Origin of the sequence: Pantoea sp. RIT413, from assembly GCF_003057675.2 — a bacterium.
Taxonomy (GTDB): domain Bacteria; phylum Pseudomonadota; class Gammaproteobacteria; order Enterobacterales; family Enterobacteriaceae; genus Pantoea; species Pantoea eucrina.
Genome location: NZ_QBJB02000005.1, coordinates 65,946 through 83,959 on the forward strand (window position 1 = coordinate 65,946; position 18,014 = coordinate 83,959).

At 57.4% G+C, this 18,014-nt stretch carries 17 protein-coding genes and 1 tRNA gene; 7 read left to right on the forward strand and 11 right to left on the reverse strand.

Annotated elements, in window-relative coordinates; genetic code table 11:
* Positions 1–4: 4 nt before the first annotated feature.
* The gene (locus DBY66_RS08985; protein ID WP_039380227.1) at positions 5–1,315 is read right to left on the reverse strand and encodes an inorganic triphosphatase; all 1,311 of its coding nucleotides are present in this window, start codon (positions 1,313–1,315) and stop codon (positions 5–7) included.
* A gap of 204 nt (positions 1,316–1,519) precedes the next feature.
* Between DBY66_RS08985 and DBY66_RS08990 the strand changes: the two genes are divergently transcribed.
* Complete coding sequence (locus DBY66_RS08990; protein ID WP_094110976.1) at positions 1,520–2,143, forward strand: TIGR04211 family SH3 domain-containing protein; 624 nt, start codon at positions 1,520–1,522, stop codon at positions 2,141–2,143.
* 138 nt (positions 2,144–2,281) lie between these two features.
* Positions 2,282–3,514, forward strand: a complete 1,233-nt coding sequence (locus DBY66_RS08995) for a multifunctional CCA addition/repair protein (protein WP_039380231.1) — start codon at positions 2,282–2,284, stop codon at positions 3,512–3,514.
* Positions 3,515–3,532: 18 nt separating this feature from the next.
* On the opposite strand, the gene bacA is transcribed toward DBY66_RS08995, so the two are convergent.
* Together bacA and folB are read right to left on the reverse strand one after the other, a co-directional pair.
* Positions 3,533–4,351 (reverse strand): undecaprenyl-diphosphate phosphatase, encoded by an 819-nt coding sequence (gene bacA / locus DBY66_RS09000; RefSeq protein WP_039380233.1) that lies wholly within the window; start codon positions 4,349–4,351, stop codon positions 3,533–3,535.
* Between the two features lie 190 nt (positions 4,352–4,541).
* Positions 4,542–4,901, reverse strand: coding sequence for a bifunctional dihydroneopterin aldolase/7,8-dihydroneopterin epimerase (gene folB / locus DBY66_RS09005; protein ID WP_039380236.1), 360 nt, complete (start codon positions 4,899–4,901; stop codon positions 4,542–4,544).
* A gap of 107 nt (positions 4,902–5,008) precedes the next feature.
* Between folB and plsY the strand changes: the two genes are divergently transcribed.
* Positions 5,009–5,611 carry a glycerol-3-phosphate 1-O-acyltransferase PlsY gene (gene plsY, locus DBY66_RS09010; protein WP_039380238.1) on the forward strand — a complete coding sequence of 201 codons (603 nt, stop codon included), beginning with the start codon at positions 5,009–5,011 and terminating at the stop codon, positions 5,609–5,611.
* 31 nt (positions 5,612–5,642) lie between these two features.
* Here the strand turns inward: plsY and tsaD are convergent, their stop codons facing one another.
* Positions 5,643–6,656: a tRNA (adenosine(37)-N6)-threonylcarbamoyltransferase complex transferase subunit TsaD gene (gene tsaD, locus DBY66_RS09015; RefSeq protein ID WP_108569968.1), complete on the reverse strand. Its 1,014-nt coding sequence runs from the start codon at positions 6,654–6,656 to the stop codon at positions 5,643–5,645.
* A 280-nt stretch (positions 6,657–6,936) separates the two neighbouring features.
* Here tsaD and rpsU point away from each other — a divergent pair, with 280 nt between their 5' ends.
* The 3 genes from rpsU to rpoD all read left to right on the forward strand — a co-directional run bounded on the left by rpsU (position 6,937) and on the right by rpoD (position 11,115).
* The gene (gene rpsU, locus DBY66_RS09020) at positions 6,937–7,152 is read left to right on the forward strand and encodes a 30S ribosomal protein S21 (RefSeq protein ID WP_001144069.1); all 216 of its coding nucleotides are present in this window, start codon (positions 6,937–6,939) and stop codon (positions 7,150–7,152) included.
* 120 nt (positions 7,153–7,272) lie between these two features.
* Positions 7,273–9,018, forward strand: coding sequence for a DNA primase (dnaG, locus tag DBY66_RS09025; protein WP_108569916.1), 1,746 nt, complete (start codon positions 7,273–7,275; stop codon positions 9,016–9,018).
* 249 nt (positions 9,019–9,267) lie between these two features.
* On the forward strand, positions 9,268–11,115 hold the full coding sequence (rpoD, locus tag DBY66_RS09030; RefSeq protein ID WP_108569917.1) for an RNA polymerase sigma factor RpoD: 1,848 nt from the start codon (positions 9,268–9,270) through the stop codon (positions 11,113–11,115).
* Positions 11,116–11,156: 41 nt separating this feature from the next.
* Here rpoD and mug read toward each other — a convergent pair whose 3' ends face one another.
* Complete coding sequence (mug, locus tag DBY66_RS09035; RefSeq protein WP_039380244.1) at positions 11,157–11,684, reverse strand: G/U mismatch-specific DNA glycosylase; 528 nt, start codon at positions 11,682–11,684, stop codon at positions 11,157–11,159.
* A 289-nt stretch (positions 11,685–11,973) separates the two neighbouring features.
* Here mug and DBY66_RS09040 point away from each other — a divergent pair.
* Positions 11,974–12,049: transfer RNA gene (locus tag DBY66_RS09040), tRNA-Ile, on the forward strand.
* Positions 12,050–12,418: 369 nt separating this feature from the next.
* On the opposite strand, the gene DBY66_RS09045 is transcribed toward DBY66_RS09040, so the two are convergent.
* The 6 genes from DBY66_RS09045 to DBY66_RS09070 form a co-directional block, all read right to left on the reverse strand.
* Positions 12,419–13,774, reverse strand: a complete 1,356-nt coding sequence (locus tag DBY66_RS09045; RefSeq protein ID WP_158531831.1) for a VasL domain-containing protein — start codon at positions 13,772–13,774, stop codon at positions 12,419–12,421.
* 104 nt (positions 13,775–13,878) lie between these two features.
* Positions 13,879–14,304, reverse strand: a complete 426-nt coding sequence (gene tssE / locus DBY66_RS09050; protein ID WP_108569919.1) for a type VI secretion system baseplate subunit TssE — start codon at positions 14,302–14,304, stop codon at positions 13,879–13,881.
* Entirely contained in the window at positions 14,304–14,843 is a 540-nt protein-coding gene (gene tssJ, locus DBY66_RS09055) for a type VI secretion system lipoprotein TssJ (protein ID WP_108569920.1), read from the reverse strand. Before tssJ ends, tssE begins: the two co-directional genes overlap by 1 nt.
* Positions 14,818–15,915 (reverse strand): type VI secretion system baseplate subunit TssG, encoded by a 1,098-nt coding sequence (gene tssG / locus DBY66_RS09060; RefSeq protein ID WP_108569921.1) that lies wholly within the window; start codon positions 15,913–15,915, stop codon positions 14,818–14,820. The genes tssJ and tssG overlap by 26 nt, the downstream gene beginning before the upstream one ends.
* Positions 15,885–17,633 carry a type VI secretion system baseplate subunit TssF gene (gene tssF, locus DBY66_RS09065; protein WP_108569922.1) on the reverse strand — a complete coding sequence of 583 codons (1,749 nt, stop codon included), beginning with the start codon at positions 17,631–17,633 and terminating at the stop codon, positions 15,885–15,887. Before tssF ends, tssG begins: the two co-directional genes overlap by 31 nt.
* A 17-nt stretch (positions 17,634–17,650) precedes the next feature.
* Positions 17,651–17,968 (reverse strand): hypothetical protein, encoded by a 318-nt coding sequence (locus DBY66_RS09070; protein ID WP_146745173.1) that lies wholly within the window; start codon positions 17,966–17,968, stop codon positions 17,651–17,653.
* Positions 17,969–18,014 lie beyond the last annotated feature (46 nt).

The following is an 18,014-nucleotide window of genomic DNA, read 5'->3' on the forward strand; positions in this document are numbered from 1 at the left end:
GTCGTTAACGCCTGACGCCGCTGCTCAGCCAGAATGGCGGCTGGCGCATGGCCATCGTAGCGAGCTGAATCAGGCCGTGCTGCTGTTTTTCCCGGATGGCGAGCTGCAGCTCCTGCCATCCCGCCATCCACTGGCATACCTCTTCAGCCGGATACGCCGCCGCCAGCAGACAGACAGCCAGCAGCTGCCGCTGCAGACGCGTGGCCTTATCCTGAAACTCGCTGACCAGTTTTACATCCGTAAAGGTTTCCCGCAGATCCGCAGCCACGCGGCTTAGCATGATGTCGCAAAAGCGTTTATAAGAGCCCTGCAGCTTGATCTGGTTTTTGCTGTCGATCCACGGCTGCCACTGCGCTTCTGCCAGCCAGCACGTCAGCGCCATCTGCGCCTCGACTGAGGTGGCAGAGAAACAGAGGGTTTCCGCACTGATAGCATCATCCTGCAGCAGCTCCTCAAGACGGGTCAGCTTCTGGCGCAGCTCGCTGTTAGCCTTACGCGGCACCAGCGCACCAAACAGCGAAAACGCCTGACGCAGCGTTTCCAGCGCCTCCAGCACAGCGTGTCGCGCAGCCGGATTACCGCGCAGCCAGACCTCTTCATGATACTGCCAGTGATCCAGCGCGGCGCTGAGCGCGGCGATCATCCCCTGCTCTACTGTCGCTTTTGGCGTCACTTTCAGCAGCGGCAGCGCCCGAACCGGACGCAGCGCGTCGCCCTGCGCCAGCTGATAGCCACGCGCGGCTTTGCTCAGGCTGCCGGGACGGAGTCCACCGCCCGCTGCCAGCGTCTGCGCGAGCCTGAGCAGATCGGCAGGCGTGCCCTGTTTAAGCTCCAGCTCAACTTCACACAGCGGTTCGCTAAGCTCGCCGGCCGCCACGCTGCCCTGATCGAAGGCAATTTCAATCGTGCTGTTACCTGCCTCTACCGTCCAGGTTTCGCGCCGGAAATGCGTGCTGAATAGTGGCTGCAGCCGCTGCTGCAGGGTGGCAATATCAGTACCCTGCGGCCAGATCTCTGCCGGCAGCCGGGCGATATCAAGCTGCGGCGCCGTTATATCCACGTTGTACTCCGGGCGCTGATGCAGACCGCCCAGCGTCTGACCCGCCGCCTTAAGCGTCATCTCATAACGCTTGTCCACACCCCGGATGCGCAGCCCCATATCCCAGCGGCGCAGCTGGTTGTCGTCCGTTTCATAATAGATATTCGTCAGCTCGCGGGCGGCTTCATGCTGATGCGGCCAGGCGGCCAGTGTCTCTGCCAGGGTGGCGGCAGCCTGCGGGGTGGCAATGAACTTTAATTCGATTTCAGTGGTCATAATTTTTTATTTACTACGCTGCTGGCACTTATACGGTTAATCTGGCGAGAGTAATGCACCACAAGCACGCTGTCTCGGCTTTCTTGTGCTTTTACGCCCCTTTTCGCGCCGGATTGAGACCAGGATAGTTCTCATTCAGATTTATGCGAGGCAACTCCAGACTGTGCCGGTAAATTTACGCCCATCAAGAAAATACGACATCGAATGAAAAAAATTACACTTGCCGCCCTTTCTTTGCTGGCTTTCAGCGCCATCACCCCCGCTCACGCTGCTGATGAAAAGCGTTATATCTCCGATGAGTTATCAACCTGGGTACGCAGCGGTCCGGGCGATCAGTATCGCCTGGTCGGTAAGCTGAACGCCGGGGAAGAAGTTACCGTACTGCAGACCAACAGCGATGCGCAGTATGCGCAAATCCGCGATGCAGAAGGCAAAACCAACTGGATCCCGCTGTCGCAGCTCAGCGCGACCCCAAGCCTGCGCACCCGCGTGCCACAGCTGGAGCAGCAGGTTAAAGATCTGACTGACAAGCTGGCTAATATCGACAACAGCTGGAATCAGCGCACGTCAGAAATGCAGAACAAAGTCGCTAACAGCGACGGCACGATTGATGGTCTGAAACAGGAAAACCAGAAGCTCAAAAATGAGCTGATCGTGGCGCAGAAAAAAGTGAGCGCAGCCAACGTACAGCTGGATGACAAACAGCGCACCATCATTATGCAGTGGTTTATGTACGGGGGCGGCGTACTGGGCGTTGGCCTGCTGCTGGGCCTGCTGCTGCCACATATGGTGCCGCGCCGTAAAAAGAAAGATCGCTGGATGAATTAATCTGCCGCACGCCAGCCGTTTGTCCGGGGGGGATCGCCAGATGCCCCCTTTCGCATGCCCGCTTTTCCGCCAAAGTATGCAACAATTACGAAACAGGCGCCTGACGCGCAGTTATCTGAATACCTCTGGAGTTGTTGAGTGAAAACCTTTCTGGTCGGTGGTGCGGTGCGTGATGCCTTACTGCAGCTGCCGGTAAAAGATCGTGACTGGGTGGTGGTTGGCGCCACGCCTGATGAGATGCTGGCGCAGAACTATCAGCAGGTAGGCCGCGATTTTCCGGTCTTTTTACATCCGCACAGCCGTGAAGAGTATGCGCTGGCGCGCACCGAGCGCAAACAGGGCAGCGGCTACACCGGCTTTATCACGCACTTCGCGCCCGACGTCACGCTGGAGCAGGATCTGCAGCGGCGCGATCTGACCATTAACGCCATCGCGCAGGCGGAAGATGGCAGCCTGATCGATCCCTGCCACGGCCAGCGCGATCTTGCCAGTCGCACGCTGCGTCACGTTTCGGCAGCGTTCAGCGAAGATCCGCTGCGCGTGCTGCGCGTGGCGCGGTTTGCCGCCCGCTATGCCCACCTTGGCTTTCGCATTGCCGCTGAAACGCAGGCGCTAATGGCAGAGATGGCTGCCAGCGGCGAGCTGGCGCATCTGACGGCAGAGCGCGTCTGGAAAGAGACGGAAAATGCACTGCTGACGCGCAATCCGCAGGTCTATTTCCAGGCACTGCGCGACTGTGGCGCACTGCAGGTGCTCTTTCCGGAGATCGATAATCTGTACGGCATTCCTGCCCCGCCGAAGTGGCACCCTGAGATCGATACCGGTGTGCATACGCTGATGACGCTGACGCTGGCGGCCGCGCTCTCTGATGAGCTCGACGTGCGCTTCGCTACGCTGTTTCACGATGTGGGCAAGGCGCTGACTCCTCCGGAGAAGTGGCCGTCGCATCACGGTCATGGCCCGGCGGGTGTCCCGCTTGTCGCCGCCCTGTGCCAGCGGCTGCGCGTCCCTAATCACGTACGCGATCTGGCGCTAATCGTGACAGAGTTCCATGACATCGTGCACACCATTGAGCGGCAGTCAGCGGCGGCGCTGGTGGCGCTGTTTGATCGCATCGACGCCTGGCGTAAGCCGGAGCGGGTGGAAAAGATGGCGCTGACCAGTGAGGCGGACGCGCGCGGACGCGCCACGCTCGAGAGTATGCCCTATCCGCAGGGTAACTATCTGCGTCAGGCGTTTGCGCTCGCGCAGGCGGTACCGGTGCAGCAGGTGATTGCAGCAGGCTTTAAAGGCGCAGAGGTGCGGGAAGAGCTGGGCAGGCGCCGGATTGCGGCTATTGAAGAGACGCTGATTGGTGCGCGGCCGGCATAACCCGCCGCGCAACCGCTGTTACATAAACACGGCGTAAACCGCTGCTGCAACGATAAAACGATAGATGGCGAACGATACAAACGAGATACGCTTGATCAGCTCAAGGAAGACTTTGATTGCCAGCAGCGCCACGATGAACGCGGTAATAAAGCCCACTGCGAACATCGGGAAATCCTGCATCGTCAGGAAGCCCATGCTTTTGTAGAGGTCCAGCACGGTCGCGCCCATCATCATCGGCACGGCGAGAATGAAAGAGAATTCCGACGCTGCGTAGCGGCTGACGCCCATCAGCATACCGCCCGAAATCGTCGCACCCGAGCGGGAAAAGCCCGGCCACAGCGCCAGACACTGGAAGCAGCCAATCATAAACGCCTGACGATAGGTGATATCATCCACGCCCACCGCTTTTGGCTGTTTTGGCTTCAGGAACTCTGCCGCCAGCAGCAGCACACCGCCCACCACCAGGGCATACATGACGTTGATCGGATTAAACAGCGTTTTAATCTGATCGTGCAGCAGTAAACCGATTACCACCGCCGGGATCATCCCGAGCAGAATGTGGATCAGCGTCAGCTTACCGGTACCGGTGCCTTCATGACGCTCCTGACCAAAATGGATACCGATCAGGCCAAACAGACGTCGCCAGAACATTACGACCACTGCCAGAATTGATCCGAGCTGGATCACCACTTCAAACGTCTCTGCTTTATCGCCCTCAAATCCCAGCAGGTGCCCGACAATAATCATATGGCCCGTGGATGAGACCGGCAGAAACTCGGTCAGCCCCTCAACGACCCCGAGGATCGCAGCGACCCATAGCTGATGCATATCTGCCATCAAAATTTTCCCCTATCCGTTTTAAACAGTAAAAAGGCGGTCGCAAACTGCTACCGCCTGAAATTATGCCGGCGTTGATCTGAAGAAAACCTTAGGGTTTTCTGCCACTTCGTTTCGCTTAACGCAACGGCCTCAGCTAAGACACACCATAATTTGATTTGGTTTCATTGTGATGGCAATCACAGGGGGTTTATTTAGGAATTGTCCCGCGCTCAATACGCACGCCAACGCTCGCCGCCTGGGCTACTGCACCCGGCTTACCTACCCGGATACGCACGCCGGGCGTTTTGAAACGATTCATCAACAGATCGCAGATTTCTTCTGCGACGCGCTCGACCAGCGCAAACCGGTTTCCCTGCAGATGCGAGAGGATGGCGTCGGTGACATCGGCATAACTCAGACAGTCGCTGACATCGTCGCTGGCCGCGGCACGCCGGTTGTCCCAGGCCATTTCGACATCGAGCACCAGCTTCTGCTGCATGCCCTGTTCCCAGTCGTATACGCCAATGGTGGTGAACACGGTGAGTTGTTCTATAAATACGATATCCATGATGTCACTCTCTGTTTTTGGCCAGGCCGGATACCACTTCCGGCGGATTATGCGTATTATCCACGCTTACCGGCAACAAAACGACCCAAAAGGAACGGTACGACGCTATGAGTGCTATCGCGCTTGGTATGATTATTTTCGCGTATCTTTGCGGCTCGATTTCCAGTGCGATACTGGTCTGTAAACTCGCAGGCTTGCCCGATCCGCGTATCTCAGGCTCCGGTAACCCTGGCGCCACAAACGTCCTGCGCATCGGCGGCAAAGCGTCAGCAGCAGCGGTACTGATATTTGATGTGGCCAAAGGAATGGTTCCGGTCTGGATCGCCTGGATGCTGCACGTGACGCCTATGTATCTTGGCCTGACCGCGATAGCTGCCTGCCTGGGTCATATCTATCCGGTCTTTTTCCGCTTTCGCGGTGGCAAAGGCGTGGCGACGGCGTTTGGCGCGATTGCGCCGATTGGCTGGGATCTTACCGGCCTGATGACCGGGACGTGGCTGCTGACCGTGCTGCTGAGCGGCTACTCCTCGCTGGGTGCCATTGTCAGCGCGCTGATCGCCCCGTTCTACGTCTGGTGGTTCAAGCCGCAGTTTACGTTTCCGGTTTCCATGCTCTCCTGCCTGATCCTGCTGCGGCATCATGACAATATTCAGCGGCTCTGGCGCGGACAGGAAAATCGCGTCTGGAAACGGAAAAAAAAGAAAGAATAAAAAAAACCGGCTGCGCGCCGGTTTTTTGTTTTCAGATAGCGGGCAGTTCCGCCAGCGGCCAGCGCGGACGGACGCTGACGCCGAACTCACCCCGTGTGCCGCCCTTCAGACGCACCATGCCGGCATAGGCGATCATAGCGCCGTTATCGGTGCAGAACTCAGGCCTGGCATAAAACACCTCGCCGCCGCGTGCGCTCATCATCTCTGCCATTCGCGCGCGCAGCGTGCGGTTGGCGCTGACGCCACCGGCGATCACCAGCCGCGTAAAGCCGGTTTGCTCCAGCGCGCGTTTGCATTTGATCATCAGCGTATCCACGACCGCATCTTCAAATGCGCGGGCGATATCTGCCCGCGCCTGTTCGTCGCCGTCATGCTCGCGAATAGTATTTGCCGCAAAGGTTTTCAGCCCTGAAAAGCTGAAATCGAGGCCCGGGCGATCGGTCATCGGACGCGGGAAGCGGAAGCGGTTCGCAACACCCTGCTGCGCCATGCGCGACAGCATGGGGCCGCCCGGATAGTCCAGACCCAGCAGCTTGGCCGTTTTATCAAACGCCTCACCCGCCGCATCGTCGATTGACTCGCCCAGCAGCGTATATTCGCCGATACCGGTGACGCTGATAAGCTGCGTATGTCCGCCGGAGACCAGCAGCGCGACAAACGGGAACGCCGGCGGATTCTCCTCCAGCATCGGAGCCAGCAGATGGCCTTCCATATGATGTACCGGGACTGCCGGCACATTCCAGGCGAACGCCAGCGCGCGGCCAATCGTGGCGCCGACCAGCAGTGCACCCACCAGACCCGGACCGGCGGTATAGGCGACCGCATCGATATCGCTGGCCTGCAGGTTTGCCTCTTTCAGCGCGGCCTGTATCAGCGGCACCGTTTTACGTACATGGTCGCGCGATGCCAGTTCCGGCACAACGCCGCCGTAGTCAGCATGTAGCTTCACCTGGCTATACAGCTGATTCGCCAGCAGACCGGACACATCGTCATAAATCGCGATGCCGGTTTCATCGCAGGACGTTTCAATACCCAGAACTCGCATAGCTTTATTACCCTCTTCTTGCGGCGCGCAGTGTAGCACAGGCAAATCTGCCGCCGGACTACTTTGACGGGAAAAAGTGTTTTTCTGCCGCACAAAGAGTGCGCTATACTCCACGGCCTGAAAAAACCGGCAGCCGCACAGGCAAACGCTCCTGTTGGTTCTAAATTGTCCATGGTGCTTTACAAGCTGGCCCCGGCTGGAGTAAAATGCTGCACCATTTTGAGATGTGCTGACGCCGCAGTCAGCAGCAAAAACCGAATTTTATCGAGGTGAGAGTTACATGCCGGTAATTAAAGTACGTGAAAACGAGCCATTCGACGTAGCACTGCGTCGCTTCAAGCGTTCCTGCGAGAAAGCAGGCGTTCTGGCTGAAGTTCGTCGTCGTGAGTTTTATGAAAAACCAACGACCGAGCGTAAGCGCGCTAAAGCGTCAGCAGTTAAGCGTCACGCCAAGAAACTGGCTCGCGAAAACGCACGCCGCACTCGTCTGTACTAATTTCTTTCGGAAGTTCGCTTCCGCCGCGTGTTAAACGCAGACAGAGTCAAGTAAGAGGCCGTGCTTTCCGAAAGGAAGCGCGGCTTGTTGCCGTTTAAGAGCTGAAAAAAATCGGGGCTTATGGCTGGACGAATTCCACGCGTTTTTATCAATGATTTACTTGCCCGCACGGATATCGTGGATCTTATCGATGCCCGCGTTAAGCTGAAAAAGCAGGGTAAGAACTATCACGCGTGCTGTCCATTCCATAACGAAAAAACCCCCTCTTTTACCGTCAGCGGTGAAAAGCAGTTTTACTACTGCTTTGGCTGTGGTGCCAAAGGCAACGCTATCGATTTCCTGATGAATCACGATCGTCTGGAATTTGTCGAAAGCGTTGAGGAACTCGCCACCCAGCACGGCCTTGAAGTGCCGTACGAAACAGGCAGCGGCCCCAGCCCGATTGAGCGTCATCAGCGTCAGAGTCTTTACCAGCTGCTGGAGAAACTGGATGGTTTCTATCAGCAAAGCTTCCGCAGTCCGGGAGCAGAGGCGGCCCAGCGCTATTTAGGCTCGCGCGGGCTCAGCCAGCAGGTGATCGATCACTTTGCGATTGGCTATGCGCCCGCCGGCTGGGATAACGTGCTGAAGCGTTTCGGAGAGCAGCAGGAAGACCGCGAGTCGCTGATGGAAGCGGGCATGCTGGTCACCAATGATAAAGGCCGCAGCTACGATCGCTTCCGCGATCGCGTCATGTTCCCGATCCGCGATAAGCGTGGTCGCGTGATTGGCTTTGGCGGACGCGTGCTGGGTAACGATACGCCTAAGTATCTGAACTCGCCGGAAACACCGATTTTCCATAAAGGCCGCCAGCTCTATGGCCTGTATGAAGCACAAAAAAACCATCCTCAGCCGGCGCGCCTGCTGGTGGTGGAGGGCTATATGGATGTGGTCGCCCTGGCACAGTTCGGCATCGATTATGCCGTGGCGTCGCTGGGGACCTCCACCACGGCTGAACATATTCAGCTGCTGTTCCGCTCGACTGACACGGTTATCTGCTGTTATGACGGCGACCGGGCCGGTCGCGAAGCCGCCTGGCGCGCGCTGGAAACCGCCCTGCCCTACATGAATGACGGGCGTCAGCTACGCTTTATGTTTCTGCCTGATGGCGAAGATCCCGATACGCTGGTGCGCAAAGAGGGAAAAGAAGCGTTTGAAGCACGCATGGAGCAGGCGATGCCGCTCTCGGTGTTTCTGTTCGACAGCCTGATGCCACAGGTGGATTTGAGCACCCGCGATGGTCGTACCAAGCTGGCGACGCTCGCTCTGCCGCTGATTAGTCAGATCCCGGGCGAAACGCTGCGGATCTATATGCGCCAGACGCTGGGTAATAAACTCGGCATTCTGGACGATAACCAGTTAGACAAGCTGATGCCAAAGGCGGCAGAAAACGCGACGCCGCCCGTCGCGCCGCCGCTGAAGCGCACCACGATGCGCGTACTGATTGCGCTGCTGGTGCAGAATCCGCAGTTTGCAGCGATTGTGCCCACGCTTGACGGGCTGGCGCAGTCAAAACTTGCCGGCCTGTCGCTGTTTGTTGACCTGGTCAGCCGCTGCACAGAGAATCCTGGCCTGACGACCGGACAGCTACTAGAGTTATATCGCGGGACAAATTTTAGCCAGCCCCTTGAAACACTGGCCACCTGGAACCACATGATAGTGGATGAGGAAGCCGAAGCGGTGTTTCAGGACTCGCTGGCAAGCATATATGATGCTGCGCTGGAGCAGCGCCTGGAAGCGCTGATTGCGCGTGAGCGCACCGAAGGGCTCAGTGCCGCTGAGCGGCGCGAATTCTGGGCATTAAGCCAGGCATTAGCGAAAAAATAAGATTCAGCCAGGCCAGAATGGCGGAGTATTCCCCGTTCTGGCCTGCGGCTTTCGGTTTACACGCCATATAAGCGGAACCGGAGCACAACGATTTCAGACCGAATATCAAGCGGCTTAAGTGCCGAACTAAAAGGGGCTGCAGCCCTGGCCGCGTTGAAGGCAGCGGCAAAAACATAATGCCTTCACTGTTATAGTTGGCTCGCTGCCGACCGACACCAATCTAATTAACAGAAGTGTGGATACCGTCTTATGGAGCAAAACCCGCAGTCACAGCTTAAGCTGCTTGTCACCCGTGGTAAGGAGCAGGGCTATCTGACCTATGCTGAGGTCAATGACCATCTGCCGGAAGATATCGTCGACTCCGATCAGATCGAAGACATCATCCAGATGATCAACGATATGGGTATCCAGGTGGTGGAAGAAGCCCCTGATGCCGATGATCTGATGCTGAATGAGAACAGCTCCGATACAGATGAAGATGCTGCAGAAGCGGCCGCGCAGGTCTTATCCAGCGTTGAATCTGAAATCGGGCGCACAACCGATCCGGTGCGCATGTATATGCGTGAAATGGGTACCGTAGAGCTGCTGACGCGCGAAGGCGAAATCGACATCGCCAAGCGTATCGAAGACGGTATCAACCAGGTGCAGTGCTCTGTTGCCGAATATCCGGAAGCTATTACCTACCTGCTCGATCAGTACGATCGTGTGGAAGCGGGCGAATCGCGCCTGTCCGATCTCATCACCGGCTTTGTCGATCCTAACGCTGAAGAAGATCTCGCCCCCACTGCCACCCACGTTGGTTCTGAGCTGTCTGAAGAAGATCGCAATGACGACGAAGAGGAAGATGAAGATAGCGACGACGACGACAGCAGCGACGACGACAACTCTATCGATCCGGAACTGGCGCGCGAGAAGTTCCTTGAGCTGCGCACCCAGTATGAAGCAGCCCGCACCGTTATTAAGGCGAAAGGCCGCAGCCACGCTGATGCCGTTGCCGAAATCAACAACCTTTCTGAAGTCTTCAAGCAGTTCCGCCTGGTGCCGAAGCAGTTCGACTACCTGGTAAACAACATGCGTGAAATGATGGAGCGCGTGCGTACGCAAGAGCGCCTGATCATGAAGCTGTGCGTTGAACTGTGCAAAATGCCGAAGAAGAACTTCATTACGCTGTTCACCGGTAATGAAACCAGTGAGAGCTGGTTTAAAGCAGCCCTGGCGATGAACAAGCCGTGGTCTGAAAAGCTGAAAGATGTTGAAGAAGATGTCATGCGCTCGCTGCAGAAGCTGCTGCAGATTGAGGAAGAGACCGGCCTGACCATCGAACAGGTTAAAGACATCAACCGTCGCATGTCGATCGGCGAAGCGAAAGCGCGCCGCGCGAAAAAAGAGATGGTTGAAGCTAACCTGCGTCTGGTTATCTCTATCGCGAAAAAATATACCAACCGCGGCCTGCAGTTCCTTGACCTGATTCAGGAAGGCAACATCGGCCTGATGAAAGCGGTTGATAAGTTTGAATATCGCCGTGGCTATAAGTTTTCAACCTACGCCACCTGGTGGATCCGTCAGGCGATCACCCGCTCTATCGCCGATCAGGCGCGTACCATCCGTATTCCGGTGCATATGATTGAGACCATCAACAAGCTCAACCGTATCTCGCGCCAGATGCTGCAGGAGATGGGCCGCGAGCCGACGCCGGAAGAGCTGGCTGAGCGTATGCTGATGCCGGAAGATAAGATCCGCAAGGTGCTGAAGATCGCCAAAGAGCCTATCTCTATGGAGACGCCGATTGGTGATGACGAAGATTCGCATCTGGGCGATTTCATCGAAGATACCACGCTGGAGCTGCCGCTGGACTCTGCTACCTCTGAGAGCCTGCGTTCTGCGACCCACGACGTGCTGGCGGGCCTGACCGCGCGCGAGGCGAAAGTCCTGCGTATGCGTTTTGGTATCGATATGAACACCGACCACACGCTGGAAGAAGTGGGCAAGCAGTTTGACGTAACGCGTGAGCGTATTCGTCAGATTGAAGCCAAAGCGCTGCGCAAACTGCGTCACCCGAGCCGCTCGGAAGTGCTGCGCAGCTTCCTCGACGATTAATCGTCTGCAGGAAAACAAAAACCCCGGCACGCCGGGGTTTTTTATTGCCCGCGCTCCGGCAGACCCAGCGCATCCGCCAGCTGGCGATACGCTGCCACCATCTCCTCCAGTGAAGCGCGGTTAAGGCCACTGGGATTTGGCAGCACCCAGATGCGCGTCTCCATCAGCGGCTGCGGCTGCTCGCCCCACTCCACTTTACGCTGCCGGAACGCACGCTGATACGCATCCTTGCCCAGCACCGCCAGCGCCCGCGGCTGATACCGTAAAATTTTATCCTGCAGCCGCAGCCCGCCGTCGCGCAGCTCATCGCCGCTCAGCTCGCTCGCCTGCGTGGTGGGACGCTCAACCAGCGCGGTGATGCCGCAGCCGGTCTCCAGCAGCCGCCGCTCCTGCTCCGGCTTCAGCAGCTCGCGCGTAAAGCCAGCCAGATAGATCACTTTCCAGAAGCGGTTGCCGGGATGCGCAAAATGGTAACCGGTATGCGCAGATGACTTGCCGGGATTGATGCCGCAGAACAGCACCTGCAGATCGTGCGAGAGAATATCGCGAATGTCGTGGTCGGGTTGCATACGCCTCTGAATACCTGGTAAACGTGCTTAAAGCGTAGGTTATTCAGCGGGATGGGGAAAGCATGGCGATTGCGATAAGTGAAAACCCTGCGCCAGCCGCCCAACGAGTTAACGATTTCTTTTACCGCCTGTGCAGTAAAAAAACGCTCAAACTGTCGTGGCAATCACTCCTGTCACAGCAGGTGGATTTTTCATTAATATCAATCACTCACCATTGTGCTAATTTTCACCAACCGATCGGCGAACGCTGGATCGCCTCTGCCAGATACTTTATAATCCCCGCACTACTGGCCCCTTAGCTCAGTGGTTAGAGCAGGCGACTCATAATCGCTTGGTCGCTGGTTCAAACCCAGCAGGGGCCACCAAATTTTAGCTCTAAAATCATATAGTTAAGCCACCCTCTGAGGTGGCTTTTTTGTTTCCTGATTTTAGAGTGGCGCCAAAATGGCGATGGCAGGAGTCAATGCCATATCAGAACTTCCCCACTTAATGCGAGAAAAGACGATCCAGCGATTGAATTACTGTTGTGAAAATCTTTATGGCATGCTGTAAAGATTGTTCTCACCCAGGCTCTCTGTACCAGTCAGATTTATCACATCACCCGGAGAAGCACCGGACGAAATCGATAAAAATAACGATGAGCGCAGCGCTCACTGCCAGTGTAGCATGCCGGGGTAGATCAGTCGGGATCGCTGTCATTCACTCGCTGATAATAAGCAGATCGTCGGTTTTATTTAAGAGCCGCTCTCCTGTGCAGCTGAGCCTCTCAATGCGGCTGCCCTGCGAAGGCGAATCATGTCGTATCGCGCCTGCAGTTCACTGATTGCCCGTTTAAACTGCGCTTCCCCGGCCGGAGAGGCAGAATCTTCATAGCGGCGCAGCCACTCTTCAGCGGGGATATGCAGGCTGAATGCCTGTTGTGTGGAAAATATTGCTGACTTCAGCTCGCTGACGGTCAGGTAACGCCCCCGTTTCTCATCAAGCGCATTCAGCTTTTCACTGAGCAGGCTGAGTTTTTCCATCCCCTGCTGCCAGGCACCTGCCGCTTCCGGCGACGCTGTCATCGCCTCTCTCCTGGCGAGCGCGTCTGTCAGCAGCCGGCGCGTTAACTCTTCAGCCGGCCAGATCGAGCCGGCCAGCAGCGCAACGTCGGCGCTGTAGCTCCCCGCCCTGCCGATACCGGCGGCATCAAGCCGTTCAGCCTGTGTTTTGATCGTATTGATCCACTCTGCGGCGTTGATACGCCGATCCTGCCGGATGCCTGCCCGCTGCTCTTCCGTCAGCGAATGAGGAAGCGCGGGTACGGCAGCAGAGAGCATACGCGTATTTTCACCGGGCTGGCGGGCATAAAGCCAGCCGCCTGTGCCTGTTGCAACAACCACCAGCATAGCGGCCATGCCGGCGATAAAAGGCCTGATATAACGCCCTGATGATGTCTGTTCAGGCCCTGATTCGGGATGAATGATAAAGGTCGGAGGCTTTGCCGTTGCCGGAGCCGGGCCGGAAAGCGCCTTGCGTGGGCGGCTTCTGCGTACGGTCGCCATGTCGCTTTGGCCCGGTGACGTCTCCGCGTTTTCGGCTGCTGTTCTGACTTTATCGCACAGCTGGCGGATACCGCTCGCGGCGTTGAGGCCCGCCTGCGCCAGATGCTGCTCAATCAGATCCAGATATGTGGCGCACGCCTTCAGCGCGATCTGCGTATCAGGCTTCTCCGCCGGCCAGGTGCGTAACAGAAACTGCAGACGCTGAAAGTGCATTCTCAGGATCGCTATCCGGTCTGCAGGCTGGTGGGGCCAGAGCGTCTGCCAGCGTGAGCACATCAGTGCCTCCGTGACCCTGAGCCCCTCCTGCAGCCCCTTAGCGCCGTCAAGATGAGAAAGCGCCAGCGTAAACCAGCAAACAGACTGCAGATCTGCTCCAGCCTGTCCGAAAAGCCGGGTGCAGCTCTCCATCACCTGCAGCCAGTTAATATCGGGCCGGGCGGGATGGCTGAGCTTCCTGATTTCGTTTTGCAGACAAATAAATTCAGGATGCAGGCGAGGGTCTCCGCCGGTCATCAGCACGTGCGATTTCTGAGATGAAAAGGTCATAGTTATCCGCAGGCCTGCCGGAAGCAGGTCCATTATCAGAGCGTTAGCGGGAAAGTAAAGGCGAAGCGCCAGGCCGGCGATCTTATCTGGCTGGTGGCTATGGCTTAACGCATCATGTTCTGCTGGCGCAGATGCCGCAGCAGCACCTTTCCTCCCGGCATAAAGTCAGTGCCATAGCGCACCCTACCCACGACGTCCAGCCCGGCATCAATGGCATAACGCAGCTCACCGGGCTGCGTCTGTTCCAGCATCACCACATCAACCTGTTTCAGCCGGGGCTCATACTTCAGTAATACGTCAGAAAGAATATGTACCAGCTGATGTGCGGTGCCGGGCAGCCCCTGCAGGATGAGCGTCATATCCGGCAGCCCATAATCGGGCAGATGAGCCAGGGCGCCGGCGCGGGTGTTCAGAATGCGCTGCAGGTTATCCAGCACCGACAAAATCACCTGTTCCCGTTCGCTCACCGCATCCAGATCCAGGCCGCCGCTGAAATTGCCGTAAAGCATGTCGTAAAGTGAAGGCTGCATCAGGGTCTTTCCCCTTTTTCCGCTACCAGCGTCAGCGTGCCGTCACCCAGCTCAATCACCCTGGCTTTGTCCGGGTGGAGGTCTGCGCGGGTCAGCAGTATTCGCCACGTCTCATCCTGAGTATCTGGCGACAGAAACAGCCCGGCCACCGCCACAAACGCTGTTCGCTCCTCCATGGGTACATCAATACTGACCGATTCGCCGGGACGCACCCGGATAGCCTTTTGCGCCAGCAGATCCGCTTTCAGAACCTGACTGTCAGCTGCTAACAGTGAAGGGTAGTCGGAGGCGTCAAAGGCCTGACGGTCGCTGAGTTGCCAGATGCGCACCACGGTTGAGAGCGCAGCGCCCTGCGCGTTGCGGTTGGCGCCTTCGCGGGCGCGGAAGTCGAGGTGCAGGGTGCGTATTTGTTTGTAAAAAAGAGATTTTGTGACGGACGCGGTGCCTTCGGATACTTTCTGCGTCAGGCCGCAGCCGCTGGCACTCAGCGCCAGCATCAGAGGAATAACTATTTTACCAGCGGTAGTCGCCCTGTTCATCTGTTTTAGTCCCTGAAGGTTGTTCCCGGACACGCTGATAACGCCCGAGCGGTATAGTGAGTAAATCGGGTTTATGCGAGGCGTTAAGGTTCCGCTGAGGCAGCACCGCGGTGCGGCCCAGCTGCTGTGCCGCTTCCCTCCGGCAGCTCAGCTGCGCATCCGGCAGCAGGGCGCGGTCAACGCACAGCTCCAGCCGTGCATCCAGCTTTGCTCCCAGATAGACGTGGAGCAGCGCCATCAGATCGCCGTGTAACTGTCCGCCAGGCAGCCAGCCGCGCATCTCCTCCGGATTATCGGTAAGCAATCGCAGTAATACCTGTCCGTTAACGTCGGTGGCATGCGTTCCCATGACCGGACGACGCATCAGGCTGACCGGCTGTTGCGTGCTCAGACGTAAACGGCAGGACTGGGGAATACGACGCGGATCCCACGGCACTATCTGCGCGCGCGTATCCGGTGCCAGCAGCGCCACCAGCGAGGAGAGACCCTCTGCGGTCCGGCCAGGCAACATCATGACCGGCAGCAGCGCCAGAAAGCGCGAAACCGGCGTGGCGATGTTTTGCGCGCAGCCGTCTATTCCCAGGCCAGCCAGCCCCAGCAGGTACTGAGAGGTTTCATCGGTGCCGCCGGCGGCGAACGTGGCCGGATAGGTGTATTTGCGCCAGATACGATAAAACTGCGTAGTCAGCCGGTGACTGAAGATATCCAGGAAATCCTGCAGCGCCTCATGCCCTTCACGCTGCCGGGCGATATCGTCGAGATAGTGCGTCGGCAGCGGAGATGCCGTGCCATACAGCCCCATAAAATTGATGCGTACGGTTGGAGGAAGGTACGGATACCCGGCGGTTTCAGCCGCGCGAATTTCGCCAGCCGGAAATCCCATGCCCGGGTGCGGCCTGAACCGTACCGGCTCGTGTCGCACCTGCCAGACGCTGCCCGGAACCGGCGCTTCAGGATCGCACCTCTCCAGCAGCTGACAAAAACGGTAAAAATTCATACGGGGCAGCTGGTCGCCCAGCCGTGCTATCAGCCGGGCAGACGCTAACTGTGATTCTCTTTCCATCGGATACATTTTCCTTCAGGCCGGACTATCAGCGAAAGCTGAATAAACTGATTCATGTCCGCATACAGCGACAGGAAACGGTTAAGCATTTCACCAAACAGATGGATATCGCCATCACCGGTAAAACCGCTGCTGTCGAGCGTTACTTCAACATCGAGACCGCGCAGCAGATAACCCGACTCAAACCGCTGCAGACGATGCTGCTGCACGTCAAGGATCGCCTCCAGCCTGCGGTTACCGCGTTCATCATCCTGCCAGTTATAGAGCGCCAGCGTGCCGCGCAGCACCTCTGCGCTGTTCATCATGTTGATAAAGCCAGAGCCGAGATGGCTGAGCACCCGCCAGTGAAAGCGGTCCTCAGCGGGTGGATAAGCAGGCAGCGTCGGGCGGGTGAGATTGCGCACCGTCACCGGCGTCTGCAGCACCTGTTCGCAGCGATCCAGCAGCGTGCTCTGCAGTGCGCGACGCGGAAGCTGGCCGTTGGTACCGGTAATGCGCAGCGAGAGCGTGTCGCGGGAAAGCAGATCGTCTTTCTCCCACTGCTGACCGCCGAGGATCAGCCAGGTGTCATGCAGGCCGGTGACGCCCCGGCGCACGCGGGTATGAAAGTAACGTTCCGGAGCAAGACGACGCATCATGCCGCCCCGGTGCCGGAAGCTGGTGAACGGAACATACTCAGCCGCACCGGTCAGTCCTGAACCGCTGACCGTATCCACCGAGTAAATTTCCGTGTGCCCATCCTGCAGGCGCTTTGCGCGCAGCAGATACTCGCTCTCCAGTCCGTTCACAATCAGCGGATCGGCTTCCAGTGCAAACAGGTTAATCACCGGCACGCAGTGCAGGCGCAGAGAGCTCTCTTTGACCGGTAGATCACTCTGCCACGGCTCGCTGAAGACCACCTCGATATCGACGTATGCCAGCCCGGGCGGAAGCGCGAGCGTCTCCAGCCCATTCAGATTCACAAAACGGAATTTCTCAGGAAAGGTGAAGTATTCCAGTAGCAGCTGATAGCCGCTGAAAGCGCTCTCCCCCTTTGGCCAGAGCCGGTCATCCTCGTCAAATCCGCCGGGGCTGAACCAGCCGTCAAAGGCCCTGCGCTCCGGCTGCCCTGCCTCGCGAATGTACAGCGCCGCCTGGCAGCGGGTCAGCCTCTGATGCAGTGCCGTCGCCACGGGCAGATCTTCTCCCAGCCACAGGCTCAGCTGGCGCAGGTCACACTGGCTCCAGTCCGCCTGCCCGCTGCTGGTCAGGCGCAGGCGCAGCACAGAGCGCCCATCCGGCTCAGTGCCCATAGCAACCCTGGTGACCGCCAGCGGGTTAAGCGTGACCCGCTTCGTGGTGCGATAGCGACACACGGTATTTTTAGGCCCCACGGGACGGGAAAAGATCTCCAGTCCTGCAGGCGCCGTCTCTGCCATCTTCATTTTCGGCAGGTCCGGCGTCAGCGCCACTACTGCGAGCGATGGAATGGTGCGCAGATAGTGCGGCCAGAGCATGCTGACCAGGCCTTCGGTCAGCTCCGGCAGGTCATCATCGATCTTCTGACGCAACCGTCCTACCGAAAAGGCAAACCCCTCCAGCAGGCGCTCCACAAAGGGATCCGGCGTGCCGGCACGATCCAGGTTGAGCATGGCGGCGCGGTCAGGGTGAGTTTCGGCAAACTCTTTTGCGGCGTCGCGCAGATAGCGCATTTCAATATCGTAATAGCGCAGCGTTAAGTCTTTCATATCCTGACGAGCCTCTCTTATTTGAACGCACCCATACCAGTCATAAACCGGAGAAACGTCAGCGATATTGGGAAGGAAATAATGTCCGCTGCAGCCGCAATCGGGGTGATAATCACATTGGTCAGAATATTACCGGCATGAATATTGATGACCTGTTTATCGGTCCACAATTCAATTTCGTACTGACTGGCAGTTTTACTCAGCTGAGCGCCTTTTAAATTGATGAGCTCTGCGTGATTGATGACGCCTTTTATTTCTTCCCTGCTGACAAACGTATTATCAAAATAATGAAAGCCTGTCGGCTGCATATTCTGTGTTTCAGTTAATGTCATCATTCCTTTGAACCATTTATATTTAAATTAAAGAAAGAGGTCAGACCGT